Annotated in this window: 17 protein-coding genes; 6 read left to right on the top strand and 11 right to left on the bottom strand. The window is 59.2% G+C overall.

All coding sequences use genetic code 11. From position 1 onward, the window contains the following. Positions 1-12 precede the first annotated feature (12 nt). Both EDC28_RS03580 and EDC28_RS03575 read right to left on the bottom strand, forming a co-directional pair. A complete protein-coding gene (locus tag EDC28_RS03580) occupies positions 13-504 on the bottom strand; it encodes a DUF1543 domain-containing protein (RefSeq protein WP_123420700.1) in 492 nt (163 codons plus the stop codon). A gap of 49 nt (positions 505-553) precedes the next feature. Next, positions 554-1,492, bottom strand: coding sequence for a LysR family transcriptional regulator (locus EDC28_RS03575; RefSeq protein ID WP_123420699.1), 939 nt, complete (start codon positions 1,490-1,492; stop codon positions 554-556). 102 nt (positions 1,493-1,594) lie between these two features. On the opposite strand from EDC28_RS03575, the gene EDC28_RS03570 reads away from it, so the two are divergent. Next, complete coding sequence (locus tag EDC28_RS03570; protein WP_123420698.1) at positions 1,595-2,806, top strand: efflux RND transporter periplasmic adaptor subunit; 1,212 nt, start codon at positions 1,595-1,597, stop codon at positions 2,804-2,806. A gap of 11 nt (positions 2,807-2,817) precedes the next feature. After that, positions 2,818-5,985, top strand: coding sequence for an efflux RND transporter permease subunit (locus EDC28_RS03565; protein WP_123420697.1), 3,168 nt, complete (start codon positions 2,818-2,820; stop codon positions 5,983-5,985). Between the two features lie 37 nt (positions 5,986-6,022). On the opposite strand, the gene EDC28_RS03560 is transcribed toward EDC28_RS03565, so the two are convergent. Further along, positions 6,023-7,006, bottom strand: a complete 984-nt coding sequence (locus EDC28_RS03560; RefSeq protein ID WP_123420696.1) for a CobW family GTP-binding protein — start codon at positions 7,004-7,006, stop codon at positions 6,023-6,025. Continuing rightward, positions 7,003-7,302 (bottom strand): DUF440 family protein, encoded by a 300-nt coding sequence (locus EDC28_RS03555; protein WP_050658579.1) that lies wholly within the window; start codon positions 7,300-7,302, stop codon positions 7,003-7,005. Before EDC28_RS03555 ends, EDC28_RS03560 begins: the two co-directional genes overlap by 4 nt. A gap of 295 nt (positions 7,303-7,597) precedes the next feature. On the opposite strand from EDC28_RS03555, the gene EDC28_RS03550 reads away from it, so the two are divergent. Both EDC28_RS03550 and EDC28_RS03545 read left to right on the top strand, forming a co-directional pair. After that, a complete protein-coding gene (locus tag EDC28_RS03550) occupies positions 7,598-8,044 on the top strand; it encodes a Fur family transcriptional regulator (RefSeq protein WP_050658578.1) in 447 nt (148 codons plus the stop codon). 100 nt (positions 8,045-8,144) lie between these two features. Then, complete coding sequence (locus EDC28_RS03545; protein WP_123420695.1) at positions 8,145-9,695, top strand: methyl-accepting chemotaxis protein; 1,551 nt, start codon at positions 8,145-8,147, stop codon at positions 9,693-9,695. A 39-nt stretch (positions 9,696-9,734) separates the two neighbouring features. Here the strand turns inward: EDC28_RS03545 and EDC28_RS03540 are convergent, their stop codons facing one another. Both EDC28_RS03540 and EDC28_RS03535 read right to left on the bottom strand, forming a co-directional pair. Then, complete coding sequence (locus EDC28_RS03540) at positions 9,735-10,391, bottom strand: Bax inhibitor-1 family protein (RefSeq protein WP_123420694.1); 657 nt, start codon at positions 10,389-10,391, stop codon at positions 9,735-9,737. A gap of 178 nt (positions 10,392-10,569) precedes the next feature. Further along, on the bottom strand, positions 10,570-10,836 hold the full coding sequence (locus EDC28_RS03535; protein ID WP_050658575.1) for a hypothetical protein: 267 nt from the start codon (positions 10,834-10,836) through the stop codon (positions 10,570-10,572). Between the two features lie 170 nt (positions 10,837-11,006). On the opposite strand from EDC28_RS03535, the gene EDC28_RS03530 reads away from it, so the two are divergent. Continuing rightward, positions 11,007-12,110 (top strand): adenosylhomocysteinase, encoded by a 1,104-nt coding sequence (locus tag EDC28_RS03530; RefSeq protein ID WP_123420931.1) that lies wholly within the window; start codon positions 11,007-11,009, stop codon positions 12,108-12,110. A 156-nt stretch (positions 12,111-12,266) separates the two neighbouring features. Then, positions 12,267-13,820, top strand: coding sequence for a methyl-accepting chemotaxis protein (locus tag EDC28_RS03525; protein WP_123420693.1), 1,554 nt, complete (start codon positions 12,267-12,269; stop codon positions 13,818-13,820). Positions 13,821-13,844: 24 nt separating this feature from the next. Here EDC28_RS03525 and EDC28_RS03520 read toward each other — a convergent pair whose 3' ends face one another. The 5 genes from EDC28_RS03520 to EDC28_RS03500 form a co-directional block, all read right to left on the bottom strand. Further along, positions 13,845-14,633, bottom strand: a complete 789-nt coding sequence (locus EDC28_RS03520) for a siderophore-interacting protein (protein WP_123420692.1) — start codon at positions 14,631-14,633, stop codon at positions 13,845-13,847. Continuing rightward, positions 14,633-14,890, bottom strand: a complete 258-nt coding sequence (locus EDC28_RS03515) for a hypothetical protein (RefSeq protein ID WP_050658572.1) — start codon at positions 14,888-14,890, stop codon at positions 14,633-14,635. The genes EDC28_RS03520 and EDC28_RS03515 overlap by 1 nt, the downstream gene beginning before the upstream one ends. Positions 14,891-14,999: 109 nt before the next feature. Further along, on the bottom strand, positions 15,000-16,280 hold the full coding sequence (locus EDC28_RS03510; protein WP_050658571.1) for a sugar MFS transporter: 1,281 nt from the start codon (positions 16,278-16,280) through the stop codon (positions 15,000-15,002). 253 nt (positions 16,281-16,533) lie between these two features. Beyond that, positions 16,534-17,802 carry a sugar MFS transporter gene (locus EDC28_RS03505; RefSeq protein ID WP_123420691.1) on the bottom strand — a complete coding sequence of 423 codons (1,269 nt, stop codon included), beginning with the start codon at positions 17,800-17,802 and terminating at the stop codon, positions 16,534-16,536. Between the two features lie 215 nt (positions 17,803-18,017). Further along, entirely contained in the window at positions 18,018-19,295 is a 1,278-nt protein-coding gene (locus EDC28_RS03500) for a sugar MFS transporter (RefSeq protein ID WP_050658570.1), read from the bottom strand. Between the last annotated feature and the right edge of the window lie 94 nt (positions 19,296-19,389).

The raw sequence follows: 19,389 nt of genomic DNA, 5'->3' as shown, positions 1-19,389 counted from the left end.
CTTGGGGCCTTTTTAAAGAATGATGTAATCGCTTTGGGCTATCACGCCGTTGTGCGGCCCGGGCTCCAGGCTGATATAGCGGCCCTGCACGCAATCGATGGGAATACAGTCGTCCACGTCTAAAAGGGCGTCGGTGTGGGGTTTGTCCCAGCGGCTGTCCATCATTGCCTTACCTTTTTGTTTGGCCTCGGCCTTATCGCCCGCCACCACCAACAGGTAGTCGTGTACTTCACCAAAGCCGCCTTCAAGGTAACCGCCAAGGTTGATGAAAAAGAGGCGGGGGTCATCGGGGCCGGGTGCGCTGTCGGCCAAGGTAACCTGATATTGCTCGACCCCGTCTACCGCCATCCAGGAGTCGATATGCAGCCCTTGGCGGTCGCCAAACCACTGGCTTTTTAACTGCTCAAAACTGTCTTCAAAAGAATCCGCAACGGCAAAAACCACATCGTGTACTTCGATCTTGGCCTTGGGGTGCCGTCCCCCAAGCATCACCACGTAAAGCATGTGCACACTCCTTTATTGGGCCACGGCATGGTAATACGGCCCTTTGGCATTAGCCAGCCAGAAGGCACTTAGGTAGCGGGTTTTCGTCTTTGAGCTTTTGGGTAATGTCGGCAATGGCCTCGCGCAGCCAGCGGTGCGCCGGGTTGCGTTCATTGCGCTCATGCCAGATAAGGGATACCGGCTTGATGGGAATGTCGATGGGAGGCTTGGTTACCCACAGCTCGCCACAGCTGGTGTACTCAAAAATGGCGCCAAAGGGCAGGGTGGCAATAAGGTTGTTCTCACGCAGCAGCTTGGGCACCACCGAGAAGTGATTGGTGGTCATGGCCACTCGCCGCTCAAGGCCAAGATCGCTCAGCATGCAATCGACAATGCCCTGGCGGTCACCAGACAGGGATACCATCAGGTGGTCGGCCTTGATGAAGTCTTCCAACAGTAGCGGCTTGTGGGCCAGCGGATGGTGGTTGCCCATGGTGCAGGCGTAATAGGAGTCAAACAGGTGCATGTGGCGCAGCTGCGGCGCCATGGTGGGCGACGCCTGACTTATCACAAAGTCCACTTCAGCGTTGAGCAGCATGTTCTCCATGGTGGCCAAGGTGAAAGGCACCGCCAGTACATCAACCCCGGCCGCCCCTTGCTCTATTTTCTGGCGCAGCTTGCTCCAGTAAATGTCGACGGTCAGATCCGAGACCCCGATGCGAAACTCCTGGCGGGTACTGACCGGATCGAAGGGCTGAGGGTCCACCGCATCTTTAAGTGATTGCAGGTGTTTGCGGGTCTGTTGCCACAGGGACTGGGCAAAAGGCGTAGCCACCACGCCGCGGCCTTCTTTGACGAATACCGGGTCGCCAAAGCTGACCCGCATCCTCGATATGGCATTGGACACCGCCGGCTGGGTCATGGCCAGCACACTGGCGGCCCGGGATACGGAGCCTTCGCGCATGATGGCATCGAAGATCACCAGCAGGTTTAGATCCAACTGTTTCATATCATCACCATAATCAATGTTAGCTATTCAATATATAAATTAGACGATATGATTTTGCGCCCTGAGAATACGTGACGTCAATCACGTTTCTCGGAGCCACTCATGTCTATTCGTTCTCGACTGGCTGTTCTGGGCCTGCTGGTGCTGACGGGCTGCTCGCCCAAAGCCGAGCACAGTGCCGCCCAGGCCCAGGCCCCCGTTGTCTCGGTGGCCAAGGTGGTCAAGGTCCCCATCAACGAATGGGACCAGTTCACCGGCCGCCTGCAATCTCCTGAGCAGGTTGAAATTCGCCCGCGGGTTTCAGGCTACATCGACAAGGTTGCCTTCACCGAAGGTAGCCTGGTGCAAAAAGGCGATCTGCTGTTCCAAATCGACCCTCGCCCTTTTGCGGCCGAGGTTAAACGCCTGGAAGCGGAGCTGCAAAGCGCCACCGCCAAAGCGCATCAGGCTCGCATGGAAGCCCAGCGCGCCAAGCGCCTCAAAGGCAACGCCATGAGCACCGAGCAGGCCGACGCCCGGGAAACCACGGCGCTGGCCGCCGAAGCCACGGTTAACGCCACCGCCGCGGCCCTTGATGCCGCTCGCCTCAACCTCGAGTACACCGAGGTGCGGGCGCCGGTATCAGGCCGGGTGTCTCGCGCCTATATCACCGCTGGCAACCTGGTGAACGCCGGCTCCAGCCTGCTCACCTCAGTGGTGTCCACCAAGGCGATTTATGCCTACTTCGATGCCGACGAGCAGCGCTTTATCCAATACAACGATCTGGCTCGCCAAGGCCTGCGCCAAGGCGCCCGCGACCCGAACCAGGTGGTGCTGATGGGGCTGGCCGGGCAACAGGGCTTCCCCTTTACCGGCCATATCGACTTTCTGGATAACCAGGTCAACCCCGATACCGGCACTATCCGGGTGCGGGCGGTGTTTAACAATGACGACGGCCGCCTGACCCCCGGCATGTTTGCCCGCATCAAGTGGGTGGCCAGCAACACCTACCCGGCGCTCTTGATAAAAGACACCGCCATCGGCACTGACCTTGGCAAGAAGTTCGTGTTGGTGATGGACGACAAGCACCAGCTCAATTACCGCACCGTGACCCTGGGACCACGGCTGGAAGGTGGCCTGCGCATCGTCCGTGACGGCCTTAAAGCCACCGACACCATCGTGGTTAACGGTCTGCAAAGGGTGCGCCCCGGCGCCACCATCAGCCCCGATGTGGTACCCATGGCCACCGACAGCGAACTGCAACTGCTGGCTGCCACCAAGGCGCCCAAGGTGCCATCTGGCACAGCGCAAGCCAACACCCTGGCTGCACGTTGAGGAAGGGTTAAGTGAATTTCTCCCAGTTTTTTATCAAGCGGCCAATCTTTGCGGCCGTGCTATCGCTCATTTTGCTCATCGCCGGCTTGCTGGCGGTGTTCAAGCTGCCGATCAGCGAATACCCGGAAGTGGTGCCCCCCACCGTGGTGGTGACCGCCAATTACCCCGGCGCCAACCCCAAGGTGATAGGGGAAACCGTGGCCACGCCACTGGAGCAGGCCATTAACGGTGTTGAAGGCATGCTGTATATGTCTTCGCAGTCTACCTCCGATGGCCGCATGACCCTGACCGTCACCTTTGCCTTGGGTACCGATCTCAACGATGCCCAGGTGGAAGTGCAAAACCGGGTGGCCCAGGCCCTGCCGCGCCTGCCCGAAGAAGTGCAGCGCCTTGGGGTGGTGTCGGAGAAATCCTCGCCCGATCTGACCATGGTGGTGCACCTGACCTCCCCCAATAACCGCTACGACATGCTGTACCTGTCCAACTATGCGCTGCTGAACGTCAAAGACGAGCTGGCGCGCCTGGACGGGGTAGGGCAGGTGCGGATGTTTGGCGCTGGCGAGTACGCCATGCGGGTTTGGCTGGACCCAGACAAACTGGCGGCCCGTAACCTCACCGCGTCTGACGTGGTAGACGCCATCCGCGCCCAAAACACCCAGGTGGCGGCAGGCTCCCTTGGCGCGCCGCCCGATGCCAACCATTCCGATTTCCAGCTGCTGATCAACGTCAAAGGCCGCCTGGCCGACGAGCAGGAATTTGCCAACATCGTGGTGCATGTGGGTAAAAACGGCGAAGTCACCCGCATCCGCGATATCGGCCGGGTTGCCCTTGGCGCCGACAACTACGCGCTGCGCTCCTTGCTGGACAACAAACAAGCGGTGGCCATTCCCATCTTCCAGCGCCCCGGCTCCAATGCCATTGCCATCTCCGACGCCGTGCGGGCCAAGATGGCCGAGCTGAAGAAGAAATTCCCCGAAGGCGTGGATTACTCCATCGTCTACGACCCCACCGTCTTTGTGCGCGGCTCCATCGAAGCGGTAGCCCATACCCTGTTGGAAGCCATCGTGCTGGTGGTGCTGGTGGTGGTATTGTTCCTGCAAACCTGGCGCGCCTCCATCATTCCGCTGGTGGCGGTGCCGGTATCCCTGGTGGGTACCTTCGCGGTGATGTACCTGTTTGGCTTCTCCCTTAACGCCCTGAGCCTTTTTGGCATGGTGCTGGCCATCGGTATCGTGGTGGACGACGCCATAGTAGTGGTGGAGAACGTCGAGCGGAACATTGCCCTGGGCAAGACCCCCTTCGAGGCCACCACCCAGGCCATGCGCGAAGTCACAGGCCCCATCATTGCCACCGCCTTGGTGCTGGCGGCGGTGTTTGTGCCTACCGCCTTCATCTCCGGGCTGACTGGCCAGTTCTACCGCCAGTTTGCGCTGACCATCGCCATCTCCACCTTTATCTCGGCGTTCAACTCCCTGACCCTGAGCCCGGCCCTGGCAGCCATTTTGCTCAAAGGCCATGACGCGCCCAAAGACCGCCTGACCCGCATCCTTGATAAGCTGCTGGGTGGCTGGTTGTTCAAGCCGTTTAATCGCTTTTTCAACCGCGCCTCAGATGGCTACGTGTTCGGGGTGCGTAAAATCATCCGCGGCTCGGCCATTACCCTGGTGCTGTACGCGGGCCTCCTGGCCCTGACCGGCTTTAGCTTCAACAAGGTGCCCAGCGGCTTTGTGCCAAGCCAGGACAAGCAATACCTGGTGTCCTTTGCGCAGCTCCCCGATGCTGCCACTTTGGACCGCACCGAAGCCGTTATTCGCAAGATGAGCGAGATTGCCCTCAAGCACCCCGGTGTCGAGCACGCCGTGGCCTTCCCGGGGCTGTCCATCAATGGCTTTACCAACAGCTCCAACAGCGGCGTGCTGTTTGTGACCCTCAAGCCCTTTGATGAGCGCACCACGCCTGATTTGTCAGCGGGCGCCATTGCCGCCGACCTTAACGCCCAGTTTGCCAGCGTGCAGGAAGCCTACACCGCTATCTTCCCGCCGCCGCCGGTGATGGGCCTGGGTACCATTGGCGGCTTCCGCCTGCAGGTGGAAGACCGCGGCAGCCTCGGCTTTGAGGAGCTTTACAAGCAGACTCAAAACGTTATTCAAAAAGCCTGGCAAGACCCACAACTGACCGGCGTCTTCTCGAGCTTCCAGGTGAGCGTGCCGCAGCTGGATGTGGACGTGAACCGCGAGAAAGCGATGATGCAAGGGGTATCACTGCCGTCGATTTTCGACACCTTGCAGGTGTACCTCGGTTCCTTGTACGTGAACGACTTCAACCGCTTTGGCCGCACCTTCCAGGTGAACGCCCAGGCTGGCCCCGAGTTCCGTCAAGATCCCGAGCAAATTCGCCTGTTTAAGGTGCGTAACCGCGACGGCGACATGGTGCCGCTGGGCAGTTTTGTCACCCTGACCCAAAGCTCCGGGCCGGACCGGGTGATGCACTACAACGGCTACCCAACTGCGGAGATCAACGCCGCGCCGGCGCCGGGTTTCAGTACCGGCCAGGCCCAGGACGCCATTACCCGCATCCTTAACCAGAACCTGCCCAACGGCATGACCTTCGAGTGGACCGAGCTCACCTACCAGCAAATTCTGGCTGGCAATACCAGCTACCTGGTGTTCCCGCTGGTGATAATCCTGGTGCTGCTGGTGCTGGCCGCGCTCTATGAGAGCTGGTCGCTGCCGCTGGCCATCGTGCTGATTGTGCCGATGACGCTGTTAAGCGCCATGGTCGGGGTAATGATCCAGGGCGGTGACAACAACATCTTCACCCAGATAGGGCTTATCGTGCTGGTGGGGCTGGCCTGTAAAAACGCCATCCTTATCGTCGAGTTTGCCAAGGAGCAAGAAGAGCTGCAGGGCAAAGGTATCGTCGAGGCGGTGCTGGAAGCCTGTAGGCTGCGTCTTCGCCCCATCTTGATGACGTCCATGGCCTTTATCATGGGGGTAGTGCCGCTGGTGCTGTCCACCGGCGCCGGCGCCGAAATGCGCCAGGCCATGGGGGTGGCGGTGTTTGCAGGGATGATTGGGGTGACCTTCTTCGGCCTGCTGCTAACCCCAGTGTTCTACGTGGTTATTCGCCGCCTGGTAGAAAGGCGGCGCGCCAAAAAAGCCTTAACGCAGGGCGCCTAACAGGCCCTTTGAGAGCCGGCCCCAGTGGCCGGCTTTTTTATGCCAGCAGCGCCGCTTTAAGGCCGGCTTCCAAAAAATCGCCGTCCAGGGCTTCGTGGTCAATCAGCTCGACCTTGCTGTCGCCATCGACCCCCAGCTCGGTAATGGCAAGCGCGCCATCTACGGCGTTAAAGGCCATCATGCCCTTGTCGGTCATCATCACCGCTTTTAAGCGCAGCACGTCGCAGGCGCTGAACAAAAACCACAGCTCGCGAAAATCAAAACGGCAGCCGGGCGCAAACAAAAAGCCCAGGCTGTGCATGCCGTCCTGGTGCTGGGCCCGGCGCTCAAAAAGCGCGCCAGGGGGCACGCTCAAGGTGGCGGGCAGCACGGTATCAAGGGCGGGCTGCTGGGCCTTGGCAAACTTTTGGATGAGCGGCCGGGTAGGGGCATTGAGGGCCTCAAGGGGCACCTGGCCCTGGCTTAACCAGAGGCGGTTATCGGTGAGCCCCAGCCCATCGGCCTTGGCAAAAACGGCGTCTTTGGCCGGGCAGCCGGGCATATCGGTTTTGTTAAAAACCAACACGTCGGCCAGAGCCAGCTGCTGGCGATAGGTGTCGTGGCTCAGATATCGCTCGTTAAAAAGCGCCTGGGGGTTAACCAGGGTCAGAGTAGCGCCCAGAGCCAACACGCCCTGGTATTGGCTGGCGCTCAGCTGCTCAAGGAGGCTTGCCGGGTGGCCAAGGCCGGTGGGCTCAATCAGCAGCACATCGGGGTTTTGCTCGCGAATTAGCTGATTAAGGGCCACCTGCATCGGCAGGCCCTGGGCGCAGCAGATGCAGCCGCCCGGCACTTCGCGGATGGCGGCGCCGCTTTGTGACAGCAAGGCGCCGTCGATGCCCACTTCGCCAAACTCGTTTACCAGCACCGCCCATTTTTGCTGCTGCGGCTTATGGGCCAGCAGGTGCAGCAAGGTGGTGGTTTTACCGGTACCCAGAAAGCCGGTGATGATATGGGTCTTGATGGGGCTTTGAAACTTCATGACTTCCACAGATAACGAGGGGGCTGGCTACCGTCGAGGGAGAGCAGGATGCGGCAATGGATGGTGTCGAAATCGTCGTTTTCGCCCAAAAGGCCAACCTGAATTTCGGTGAAATTCTCGGTGGCCAGGGGCACCACGATATCCTTGGCCCAGTCGGCACCGGGAATCACGGCGTCCACGGCGCCCCGTTCTTCAAATTCCAGGGTGATATCCACCAGATCTTCTGCGCTGAGATGGTCGGCGGCCTGGGCCAGAAACAACTCGTAACCCCAGTCGATGGCATCGTCAATGGACATAACAGCTCCTCTTTGTCAGCGGGGCTATTGTCTCGCACTTTGGGCGGGGGCGCAGAACATTTAGCGCCTGGTAGCGGCGTCAGGGCGTAAAACGCCATCCATGGCTGACGGAAAATCCCTACACCAGGGAGAAAGGTGTCAGAGCAATGTAAAAGCCATTGGCCGCTCAAGACAGGGCGTTAAACCCATACAGCGTGCCCTAAATGCTTGATCGCACTAGCCAAACGCGTTGTGGTTGTGTGCCTTTGGCTTAAGGCTGATAATGGCCGTCCTTTATTGCCGAATAACGGGTCACATGAAGCGTCAAAACAGCCAGTTACTGCGTGAAGCAGAAGAGCGTTGCCGCCAGTCAGGCCGCCAGTGGACCAGCCAGCGGGCTGATGTGCTGAGCGTATTGGCCGACCAACAGGGCCCGGTAACGGCCTATGAGCTGTTAGACGCCATTAAATCCGTGCATCCCAACCCCAAACCCGCCACCGTTTACCGCGCCCTGGAGTTCTTTATGGAGCTGGGCCTGGTACACAAGCTCGATTCGGCCAACCGCTTTGTACTTTGCAGCCACCAGCACGAAGAGCATCGTGCCCAGTTTCTTATCTGCGACAGTTGTGGCCATGTAGACGAAGTGCCGGTTGCCGCCAAGTTGCTGGCCGCCCTTGAAGAGCAATCGGCGCGGCTGGAATTTGCCATGGCCGACAAAGGCCTCGAGATCCACGGCCTGTGCGCCCGCTGCCGCCAGCATTGATACAAAACAGTGTTCGTATTACGCTGACGTAAACTGCTTTTTGTTAATGTTTTTATGAAGCTGCCGATATATCCCTGTGGCTTCAGTGCGGATCTCATCTATGCGAAAAAACCTGCCGGTAACCGGCCGCGAGCGCACCTTCAGTGCCGAGCAGCGCTTGGTTTCCATTACCGATCTCCAGGGCAATATCTCCTACTGCAACGATGCGTTTGTCGACATCAGCGGTTTTAGCCGCGACGAACTGCTCGGTCAGCCCCAGAATATCGTGCGCCATCCAGACATGCCGGCGGCCGCCTTTCAAAACATGTGGGAGCACCTCAAAGCCGGCAAACCCTGGATGGGCCTGGTAAAAAACCGCTGCAAAAACGGCGATCACTACTGGGTACAGGCCTACATCACTCCCATCACTGAAAAGGGCAAAATGGTGGGCTATGAGTCGGTTAGAAGCTGCCCAAGCCGCAGTGATGTCGCCCGCGCCGAGGCGCTTTATGGCCTTATCAACCAAGGCAAAGGCGCCAAATTGTCCAAGCTTGAGCCGCAACTGGTGGGTATTGCCCTTGGCGCTGCCATCATGGGGCTTTTTTATGCTCTCGGTTGGCGCCTGGCGGCCGAGATTTGGGTGATGGTGGTATTCGGCATTTACAGCATCTGGAGCCGTATCAAACGCAACGCCATTTTTGAAGGCTTAAGCGATCTCCTGCCCAGGGCCTTTGCCGATGAGCTGGCGGTAAAAAGCTTTACCGACAACAACGATCAGCTGGGCCTTTTGAAGGTTAAAATTCTCTCCACCCGTGCCCATCTGGACATGGTGATGACCCGCATCGACGATGCAGCCAAAAGCGTTTCCACTGGCGCCAAAGACGGCCTTAACCAGAGCCGGCAGGCGGCCAGCCAAATGCATCGCCAGCAGCAAGAAACCGAACAGGTGGCCACCGCCATGCAGCAGATGACTTCCACCATCAGTGAGGTTTCCGAGCATGTTCAGGCCACTGCCGGCAAGGCCGACAGTGCCAACAGCCTGGCCCGCGATGGCCGCCAAGTGGCCGGGGATACCCGCAGCGCCATCGAACAGCTTAAAGACACCGTCGATGCCATTGGCCAGTCGGTACAAAGCCTCTCGGCAGAGAGCCACAGCATTGCCCAGGCGGCGATGATGATTGAGCAAATTGCCGAACAGACCAATCTGTTGGCTCTTAACGCCGCTATTGAGGCGGCCCGCGCTGGCGAGCAGGGCCGCGGCTTTGCGGTGGTGGCCGATGAGGTGCGTAAGCTCGCCAGCCGCACTCAAGAGTCCACCCAGCAAATCCATCAGATAATAGAGCGTCTTACTCGCCAGGCCGATGCGGCGGTGAAAATTGCCGATACCGGCCGCAGCGACGCCGAGCAGGGCCTGGCGCAGGTGCGCCGGGCCGAAACCATGCTTGGCGGCATTTCCGACGAGGTGGGCAGTATTGCCGACATGTCGTTGCAAATGGCCGCCGCCGTGGAAGAGCAAGCCCATGTGGCCGAAGAGATAAACCGCCAGGTGGTGACCATTGCCGACCTTGCCAAAGACAGCGTTGGCCAGGCCCAGGCCTCGTCGGATAACGTCGGCAAGCTGCACCAGATAGCCGGGCAGCTCCAAGAGATGGTGGCGAGATTCCGCCATTAAAAAAGCCCGGCATTGGCCGGGCTTTTTTGTGCCTGCCTTTTAGCGGCGGCCGAGGATCTTCAGCACCCGCAGGAACAGGTTGATGATGTCGATATAGAGGGCGGCAGCGCTGTCGATGGCGTTGTCGACGGTCTTGGGAATGGCGTTGGCGCGGCCCCAGTCGTAACCGATGTAACCACAAAATATCGCGGCCACAATCCAGTCCAGAATGCCGTGGTGGGTGTTGAAGACGAACACTTCCACCACTTCGACGATGATAACCAGCAGTAATGCTGCGGTCAGGGCGCCGCCGATGCGGGCGAAAAAGGCGGGGTAGAGGGTGCTCAGCGCCATCATGCCGACGGTCACCAGGCCTGTGACGCGTATGGCTTCTGCCACTAGTTCGGGTTGGTACTGGGCCACCACCAGGTTGATAACAAAGCCAAAGGGCACCACCACTAAGTTGTAGCCAAGGAAGCTTATCCAGGGTTTGTCTGACTTTTCAATGATATAGATCCCGCCAAAACAGCAGGCAAAATAGCCGATAAAGAGCACCATGGGGTGGATGGAGAGAATGGCGTAGGGGTTGATATGGGTGACCATCCACCAGTTGGCGAGAAAGCCCCAGGCCAAGGTCAGGCCGATGGTGAGGTTATAAAGCGGAGCGCTGATGACATCTTCGCGGGATCCCTGGCGATCAAAAACGCTGATTTCCATAGACACAGTCCATTGTAAAAGAAGGCGCAAGGATACTGCCCGGAGTATGGCGCGTTGTCAAATTGTAAATAGCTGAGAGGTCAAGGATTTAACTGTCAACCTTTGCCGATAGCTGGCAATAGTTTGCCGCTTGGCAAAAAGAAGGCGGGCGCGTCAAAAAACCGTGCCCGCCATCGACTTAGCGCGAAAACTGCCGGTAGGTGCTGAGCGCCTTGGACAGATTGGTTGAAGGTGCTTGCTGCTGGCCGGCTTTGGGGTCTTGCGACAGCGCCAGGGCATCACCGGACAGGGTAAGGGTGTCGGCGCTACCGGCGGCAGCGGTGTCGGTACCGGGGCCAATGCCGGGGGTTTTGGTGTCCAGGGGTTGGCTTTGGCCCTGGTTTTGCTCGAGCTGCAAGGGGGAGTGGGTGGTGGAAGAGTGCAGCGCGTGATTGAGGTTAATCATGAATGTGCTCCTTAATACATTGAGTTGAATGCCCTAAAAGACACGCAAGGCTGGGGCCAGTTATGGGCGGTGCACATTCTTTCCTCATTGAACATTGCCGCCTTGGCAAAGCAGTTAACAGGGCCGGGGTTATGGGCGACAATAGCGCTTTTCGTCTGCCGGACCCGATTATGTACCAAGATTTTGCCGCCGAACTTGCCTGGGCAAGCTTGCATATGCCTCGTACCAATGCTGCCGTGGCGGCACTGACCGACCTCAGCCAGGTGCGCCTGGCCTGCAACATGCACCTGGATCTGAAAATGGCGCCGCTGGTGACGGGCCTGCTGGATAAGGGCGCCAAGGTCTTTCTGACCACCTGCAACCCCACCACGGTGCAAGACGATGTGGTGGCCTATCTGGTCAGTAAAGGCGCCGAGGCCCATGCCTGGCGCGACATGAGCGAGCAGGATTGGTCAGATTCGTTCGACAAGGCCCTGGCCTGGGGTCCCACCCACCTTTGTGAGATGGGCGCCGACCTCACCACCCGCCTGCACCAAAGCGAGCAGGGCCCGGCCATCGTTGCCGGCCTGGAGGCCACCGGCTCCGGCATCAGCCGCCTGGGCGGGGTCAGCCCACGTTACCCCATCTTCAACTGGGACGATCTGCCGGTCAAAGAAGGCCTGCACAACCGCCATATGGTGGGCCTGACCGCCTGGCACACCTTCTTCCAGACCACCCACCTGACCCTGCACGAAAAAACGGTGATCGTCATTGGCTATGGCCTGGTGGGCCAAGGGGTCGCGGCGTCTGCCAAGGCCTATGGCGCCCAGGTTCAGGTAGCGGAGCTGGACCCGGCCCGCGCCCTGCAGGCCAAATATGACGGTTGGCCGGTGGTGGATTTGGCCGAGGCCGTGAAAGGGGCCGACGTGATTGCCACCGCTACCGGCGCCAAAGGGGTACTGAGTGAGCGCCACTTGGCGGTGATGAAAGACGGCGCCTTTATTCTCAACGTCGGCCACGTGGCCCAGGAAATCGACGTACCTTTCCTCAAAAAACATCCTCATAGCCAGCCTATGCCCCACGTTAACGCCTATGCGCTGCCCGGGCGCACGTTGTACCTGCTGGCCGACGGTTCCATGTTCAACCTCACCGCCGGTTACGGCGACAGCCTCAATGCCTTTGATGTCACCCTGGCGGTGATGGCAAGCGGCATCGGTCATATTGTCGGCGCCGGCCAACAGGCCGAACCCGGCCTGTACCTGCTGCCAGAGTCGGCCTGGAAAGCTGTGCTATAACTTTGATTGATAGGGAAAAGTTATAAGGCCCGCCATCGGCGGGCTTTTTTGTGGTTAGCCATTTGACGCCCCTTTCGATGAAAAAGGGCCCAGCACAGTCAATTTGCCCTTGCTGGTGCCGATAAAGTGACCGTAAGTCAACAAGGCGGCCATGCTATGCGAAAGAACTTGCCGATAACCAACCGCGAACGCACTTATTCAGACCGGGTGAAGCTCATTTCCGCCACCGATCTCAAAGGGACCATCACCCACTGTAACAACGCCTTTGTGGAGGTCAGTGGCTATAGCCGGGATGAACTGATCGGCCAGCCCCACAACCTGGTGCGCCACCCCGACATGCCGGCGGCGGCTTTTAAGGTGATGTGGGCGCATATCAAGGCCGGCAAACCCTGGATGGGGCTGGTTAAAAACCGCTGTAAAAACGGCGATCACTACTGGGTAAATGCCTACGTTACGCCGGTAACCGAGCAGGGCAAGGTGGTGGGCTTTGAGTCGGTTCGAAGTTGCCCCTCCCGGGAAGACGTCGCCCGGGCCGAGCTGTTGTACCAAAAGATAAACACCGGTAAGCGCACCGAGCCCAGGCTGCGCCTTCCGCCTCAATATCTGGCCTTGGGGTTGGCCCTGGCTGTGGCTGGTGGTTTGTATCTGCTGGGCTTTGACGGGGCGTCGGAACTGGCGCTTGTTATTACCTTGCTGCTTTACGGCTCCTGGGTCAGCGCCAGCCGCCAGCGCACCCTAAGCACCCTTAATGCCTTGCTAAGCGGTTACTTCTCAGACCCTTTGGCGGTAAAAAGCTACACCGACAGTCATAACCTTCTCGGTGAGCTTAAGGTGCGCATTTTAAGTGCCCAGGCCCATTTGGATACGGTGCTGTCGCGTATCGAAGACGCCTCAGGGGAGGTGGCCCGCCAGTGCAACAACGGCCTGGACCAAGCCCAGCAAGCCAGCGCCCAGATGCAGCGCCAACAGGGCGAGACCGAGCAGGTGGCCACCGCCATGCATCAGATGACCACCACCATCGCCGAGGTTTCCCAGCATGTGCAGGAGACCGCCACCAAGGCCGAAGAGTCCAATCAGCTGGCGCGGGAGGGGCGCACTACCGCCCAGACCACCCGCCAGGCCATCGAGCAGCTTAAAGACACTGTCGATAACATCAGCGAATCGGTGGCGGCGTTGTCTGACCAAAGCGGCCGCATTGCCCAGGCGGCGCAAATCATCGAGCAAATTGCCGAGCAGACCAACCTGCTGGCCCTTAATGCCGCTATTGAAGCGGCCAGGGCCGGGGAGCAGGGCAGGGGCTTTGCGGTGGTGGCCGATGAAGTGCGCCAACTGGCCAAGCGCACCCAGGATTCCACCCAGGAAATTCACCAAATCATTGATGAGCTGAGCCGTCGCGCCCAAAACGCGGTGCGGGTGGCCGGCCATGGCCGCGACGGCGCCGAGTCGGGCCTTGAGCATGTGCGTGAAGCCGAAGGTGTGCTGGACAACATCGCTGATGTGGTGGGCGCCATTGCCAACATGTCCATGCAAATGGCCACCGCCGTTGAAGAGCAATCCCATGTGGCCGAAGAGGTCAACCGCCAGGTAAACACCATCTCCACCCTGGCGCGCCAAAGCCTTGGCAAATCCGAGGCGGCCGCCAGCAGTATTGGCCGGCTAAAACAGGTGGCTGGCGGCATGCACGAGTTGGTGACCCGCTTTAAGAAATAAAAAAACCGGCCAAGGCCGGTTTTTTTATTCCTGTTCGCTGCGCTTTTGAACTTGGTGCTCATCTTCGCTAAGGCCAATCTTCCAGTAGGCGCTGGCATACATGCCCTTACGGGGGATGTCGTGCTGGTCAATCAGGTAGCGGCGAATAGCCCGGACCGCACTGCCTTCACCGGCCACAAAGACGCAAGGGGCGCTTTGCGGCCAGTCGAGGCGGCTGATGGCATCAACCAACTGGGTGCTGGGCTGCTGCGCATCGCCGTGTACCAGCCAATGAAGGGTGATACCGGGGGGCGCCATCACCGGCTGGCGGTCAGCCTTGCTGGTGATCTCGAAAAAGGCGTGGCCCATGGCATCCCTCGGCAGAGACTCGATAATGCCGGCCGCAGCAGGAATGGCGCTCATGTCAGCGGCAAACAAGAACCACTCGGCATCGAGGTTTTCCAGTTTTTTCGGGCCGGGGCCGGCAATGCCGACTTTGTCGCCGGGCTTGGCGTTAACGGCAAAGCGGCTGGCCGGGCCCATGTGCTCGTCGCCATGGAGGGCAAAGTCGATGGTCAGCTGGTTGCTGGCCTGGTGGTAGTGGCGAACCGTGTAGGTGCGCACAACCGGCCTTTTACCCGCGCCATGGGGAAAGGCGGCAAGGTCGGGCAGGGCATCGCCCGGGTGGGGCAGCAGCAGCTTGAGATTGGCCCCTTCCTGGCCCACCGGGAACCCTTTAAGGGCCTCGCCGGTCAGTACCACGCGCTGCATATGGGGGGTAAGACGCTGGCTGGAATGCACTTCTACCAGCCTGGGGGCAGGACGCTCGGCCATCAGGACTTCTCCAAGGTTGCCAGTTTGCTTTCCAGGGTCGCGACCCGGGCTTCCAGTTCCATGAACCGGCGCAGCCGATCGCCACCCCCTTGCTGATGCTTGCTGATATAGCGGCTGAGGATGCGCCGTATCACCGTGGCCATGGCCACTTCGGTTTCCATGTCGTTTTCCATCTCCGCCTTCATGCGGTTGAGGAACTCGAGCTGCTCGGCATTAAGGCGAACCGACACCACCTGAGAACGGTTGTCTTCTTTCATAGCACCTCCGTAAACATGGGAAACAATGTATACGCAATTGAGAATGACTACAATCTAGAGGCAAAAAAAACCGGCGCAACAGCGCCGGTCTTCTTTTGCAACAATGGCTTTAGTGGCGAGGCACCGAGCCTTTGGCGCCGTAGAAGGCAATGTACAGGTAGCAGACGATGGGCAGGGCAAAAGCCAGTTGGATACCCATGCTGTCGGCGGTTACCCCCATCAGTACCGGTACCAGGGCGCCGCCAACAATGGCCATGCACAGGATGCCGGAGCCTTGGGCGGTATGTTTGCCAAGGCCATGCACTGCCAGGCTGAAGATGGTGGGGAACATGATGGAGTTGCAAAGCCCCACTGCCAGCACTGCCCACATGGCCAGGTGGCCGTTGCCGAAGATGGTCACCAGCAGCAGTACGATGGCCGCCAGAGCGTTGAAGGCCAGTACCTTGCCAGCGCCGATATAGCGCATCACCGCCGAGCCGATGAAGCGGCCAACCATGGCGCCGCCCCAATAGAAGGACACGTAATGGGCCGCCTGGGCTTCAGGCAGGTTGGCGATGTTGCTTTCGCTGATGAAGTTCACCAGGAAGGAACCGATGGATACCTCGGCGCCAACGTAGACAAAGATACCCAGGGCGCCCAGTACCAGATGGCGGTACTGCCAGGCAGAGCCGGTGGTGGCATCTTCCTGGGTGGCCTGTTCCTGGTCACGAAGGTCGGGCAGCTTCAGCACGGCCAGAATGGCGGCCAACAGGCCAAAGGCAATGGCCAGCAGCAGATAGGGGAATTTCACCGAATCGGCTTCTTCCAGGCGCAGGGCCGCTACTTGATCAGGGCTCATGCCGTCGGCGGCCACGGTGGCGGCGCCGAGGATCAATAGGGCGCCAAACCAAGGGGCAATGGTGGTGCCAAGGGAGTTAAAGGCCTGGTTTAAGGTCAGGCGGGCAGAGGCGGTATCGGGGTTACCCAGCATGGTGACATAGGGGTTTACCGCCACCTGCAAGGTGGTTACGCCACTTGCCAGAATAAAGAGTGCGCCCAAAAACAGGCCGTATACCCGGTAACTGGCCGCCGGAATAAACAGCAAACAGCCGATGGCGGACACTATCAGGCTCACCACCAGGGCCCACTTGTAGCCCACTTTTTTGACCAGCATGCCGGCCGGGTAGGACACCACAAAATAGGCGCCGAAGAAGCACAGCTGGATCAGCATGGCCTGGGTGTAGTTCAGGGAGAACACGTTCTTCAGGTGCGGGATCAGGATGTCATTAAGACAGGTGATAAAGCCCATGATGAAGAACAGAAAGGTCATGGAAGCCAGGGCAAAGGAGTAGCTCTGGTTTCCCTGCTGTGACGTGCTGGTCACAGCGGCGGGTGAAATGGCTCCAGCCATGTGTGCATTCCTCGTGTGATGTCATTGTTGTATCGGGCCTGCTGCTGGCCCTTTTATCGGTAGCGCCATTACTGGCGATTGGATTCTTGTTGAGGACGGCGGGGGAGTCAAAGTGACTTTGACGTAAACCTACGAATAAATACGCCAGTGGTCTTGTGAGGGGCCTGAGCGGATCGCGCTTTTTAAGGGGGGTTGATGAAAGCAAACAACAGTTGCTTGCCAAACAAACAATGCAGGCAACAGAGGCCCGGCTTTAGAGCCGGGGCACCGAGCCTTTGAGGCCGTAAAAGGCGATGTAGACGTAACAGATAATGGGCAGGGCAAAGGCCATTTGCAGCCCCAGGGTGTCGGCCACGGCGCCGACCAGTGGCGGTAAAATGGCGCCGCCGACAATCGCCAAACAGAGGATCCCCGAGCCCTGGGAGGTAAAGCGGCCAAGGCCGCGCAGCGCCAGGGAGAAAATGGTGGGGAACATGATGGAGTTAAAGAGCCCCACCGCCAAAACCGCCCACATGGCGACCTGGCCGGAGTAGAGCACCGTTACCACCAGCAGCGCGGTGGCCATCATGGCGTTGAAGGTCAGCACCTTGCCGGCACTGACATAGCGCATCACGAAAAAGCCAATAAAGCGGCCTACCATGGCCCCGCCCCAGTAAAAAGACACATAGTAAGCCGCTTGGGCTTCAGGCAGGCCAGCGATGTGGTCTTCACCCAGGAAGTTAACCAACAGCGAACCGATAGACACCTCGGCCCCCACGTAGGTAAAGATCCCCACCGCCCCCAGCACCAGATGCGGGAAATGCCAGGCAGAACCCATGGCGGTGGTGTCTTTCAACGCCTGGCTGTCCTGGCGCTCTCGCACATCGGGTAATTTAAGTAGCGCAAACACCACGGCCAGCACCGAGAAGGTGATGGCCAGCATCAGGTAGGGCAATTTCACGGCGTCGGCTTCATGCAGGTGCATGGCCGCCAGTTGGGCCGGGGTCAGGTTGTCAGCCACCGTCATGGCGCCACCGAGGATCAAAAAGCCGCCAAACCAGGGGGCTACCGCGGTGCCAAGGGAATTGAACGAATGGGTGAGGGTGAGCCTTGATGAAGCGGTTTGCGACGAGCCCAGTACCGTCACATAAGGGTTGGCCGCCACCTGCAAGATGGTCACGCCGCTTGCCATGATAAAAAGTGCCCCTAAAAACAGGGCATAGATGCGGTAACTGGCCGCCGGAATAAACAAGAAGCAACCGATGGCGGCGGTGACCAAGCCCACCACCAGCCCCCATTTGTAGCCGATGCGGGTAATGAGGGTACCGGCTGGCAGGGACACCACGAAATAGGCGGCAAAAAAGCAAAACTGAATGAGCATCGCCTGGGTGTAATTCAAAGCGAACACGTTTTTGAGATGTGGGATCAGGATGTCGTTAAGGCAGGTAATAAAGCCCCACATGAAAAACAACGACGCCAGCGCCGTTAGCGCAAAGCCGTACCGGGAAGTCTGCTGCGGGAAAGTGCTGGCCGTTACAGCCATGGGTGTTGACCTCTTATCGTTGTTCTGCGGGCCAGATGGCGGCCGGCGCTCGTTGGGCGCCAAAAACAGGGCATTTTTGTCGGTATTGCCCCCTGCTGTCAAAAATACCCGGCAAAAGCGCAAGGTAACCACTGTAACTGTTTGATATCTGAACTGCTAATCGCCAGGCAATAAAAAAGCCGGCAAGCTGCCGGCTTTTTCCGTCCAGAAGGGTATCAGTGGCGGGGTACTGAGCCTTTGGCGCCGTAGTAGGCGATGTACAGGTAGCAGATGATGGGCAGGGCAAAGGCCATCTGGATACCGAACATATCCGCTGCTTTACCCACAATCACCGGCACCAGGGCGCCACCGACAATGGCCTGGCACAAAATGCCGGAGCCTTGCGAGGTGTGGTGGCCAAGGCCTTGCAGCGCCAGGCTGAAAATGGTGGGGAACATGATGGAGTTAAACAGGCCAATCGCCAGTACCGCCCACATGGCCAGGTGGCCGCTGGTCAGTACGGTCACCACCAGCAGCAGCACGTTAACCAAGGCATTGAAGGCCAGCAGTTTGCCGGGGCTGATGGCGCGCATCAGGGCCGAGCCGACAAAACGGCCAACCATGGCGCCGCCCCAATAGAAGGCCACGTAGTTGGCCGCTTGGGCTTCTGGCAGGCCGGCGATGGAGCTTTCGCCCATGAAGTTGACCAGCAAAGAGCCGATGGACACCTCGGCGCCCACATAGGCAAAGATGCCCAGCGCGCCCAGTACCAGGTGGCGGAACTGCCAGGCAGAGCCGGCGGCGGCAGCGTCGCCCAGGGCTTGCTGCTCTTCTTCCTGACGCATGTCAGGGAGTTTGAGCACTGCAAAAATCGCCGCCAGCAGGCCAAAGGCAATGGCCAGCAGCATGTAGGGGAATTTAACGGCGTTGGCTTCTTGCAGGTGCAGCTGGTCTGGGGTCAGGCCTTCGGTGGCCATGGTAGCGGCGCCGAGGATCAACAGGCCACCGAACCAGGGGGCAACGGTGGTGCCCAGGGAGTTGAAGGCCTGGGTCAGGTTAAGGCGCATGGAGGCGGTCTCGGGCTTACCGAGGATGGTCACATAGGGGTTGGCCGCCACCTGCAAGATGGTGACGCCGCTGGCCAGGATAAATAGGGCGCCAAGGAAGATGCCGTATACGCGAAAGCTCGCCGCCGGGATAAACAGCAAACAGCCAATGGCTGCGGTAACCAGGCCAACCACCAGGCCGCCTTTGTAGCCGATGCGCTTGACCAGGTTACCGGCCGGCAGCGACACCACAAAATAGGCGCCAAAGAAGCAGAACTGAATGAGCATCGCCTGGGTGTAGCTCAGCGAGAACACGTTCTTGAGGTGCGGGATCAGGATGTCGTTCAGGCAGGTGATAAAGCCCCACATGAAAAACAGGGATGTCAGGGCAACCAGGGCAAAATTGTAGCCTTGGGTGCTGCGGGTGGCGCTGCTGTGGGCAGTGCTCTGGGGTGTTGCTCCAGCCATGGTGTGCAAACCTCGTTATTGGTGTTGTTCTCGATACGGACCGAACCCGGCCCGCCCCCGGTGCCATAGGCACAAGCTTGATGGCGGCATTCTG

Origin of the sequence: Gallaecimonas pentaromativorans (genome assembly GCF_003751625.1) — a bacterium.
GTDB classification, from domain to species: Bacteria; Pseudomonadota; Gammaproteobacteria; order Enterobacterales; family Gallaecimonadaceae; genus Gallaecimonas; species Gallaecimonas pentaromativorans.
Note: the sequence above shows the minus strand (reverse complement) of the source record. Positions and strands in the feature narration are given on the sequence as shown.

Excerpts from the sequence above, each read along its gene's own strand:
- EDC28_RS03580 (WP_123420700.1), bottom strand. The coding sequence starts at position 504 with ATGCTTTACGTGGTGATGCTTGGGGGACGGCACCCCAAGGCCAAGATC.
- EDC28_RS03575 (WP_123420699.1), bottom strand. The coding sequence starts at position 1,492 with ATGAAACAGTTGGATCTAAACCTGCTGGTGATCTTCGATGCCATCATG.
- EDC28_RS03570 (WP_123420698.1), top strand. The coding sequence starts at position 1,595 with ATGTCTATTCGTTCTCGACTGGCTGTTCTGGGCCTGCTGGTGCTGACG.
- EDC28_RS03560 (WP_123420696.1), bottom strand. The coding sequence starts at position 7,006 with ATGAAGTTTCAAAGCCCCATCAAGACCCATATCATCACCGGCTTTCTG.
- EDC28_RS03555 (WP_050658579.1), bottom strand. The coding sequence starts at position 7,302 with ATGTCCATTGACGATGCCATCGACTGGGGTTACGAGTTGTTTCTGGCC.
- EDC28_RS03550 (WP_050658578.1), top strand. The coding sequence starts at position 7,598 with ATGAAGCGTCAAAACAGCCAGTTACTGCGTGAAGCAGAAGAGCGTTGC.
- EDC28_RS03545 (WP_123420695.1), top strand. The coding sequence starts at position 8,145 with ATGCGAAAAAACCTGCCGGTAACCGGCCGCGAGCGCACCTTCAGTGCC.
- EDC28_RS03540 (WP_123420694.1), bottom strand. The coding sequence starts at position 10,391 with ATGGAAATCAGCGTTTTTGATCGCCAGGGATCCCGCGAAGATGTCATC.
- EDC28_RS03535 (WP_050658575.1), bottom strand. The coding sequence starts at position 10,836 with ATGATTAACCTCAATCACGCGCTGCACTCTTCCACCACCCACTCCCCC.
- EDC28_RS03530 (WP_123420931.1), top strand. The coding sequence starts at position 11,007 with ATGTACCAAGATTTTGCCGCCGAACTTGCCTGGGCAAGCTTGCATATG.
- EDC28_RS03525 (WP_123420693.1), top strand. The coding sequence starts at position 12,267 with ATGCGAAAGAACTTGCCGATAACCAACCGCGAACGCACTTATTCAGAC.
- EDC28_RS03520 (WP_123420692.1), bottom strand. The coding sequence starts at position 14,633 with ATGGCCGAGCGTCCTGCCCCCAGGCTGGTAGAAGTGCATTCCAGCCAG.
- EDC28_RS03515 (WP_050658572.1), bottom strand. The coding sequence starts at position 14,890 with ATGAAAGAAGACAACCGTTCTCAGGTGGTGTCGGTTCGCCTTAATGCC.
- EDC28_RS03510 (WP_050658571.1), bottom strand. The coding sequence starts at position 16,280 with ATGGCTGGAGCCATTTCACCCGCCGCTGTGACCAGCACGTCACAGCAG.
- EDC28_RS03505 (WP_123420691.1), bottom strand. The coding sequence starts at position 17,802 with ATGGCTGTAACGGCCAGCACTTTCCCGCAGCAGACTTCCCGGTACGGC.
- EDC28_RS03500 (WP_050658570.1), bottom strand. The coding sequence starts at position 19,295 with ATGGCTGGAGCAACACCCCAGAGCACTGCCCACAGCAGCGCCACCCGC.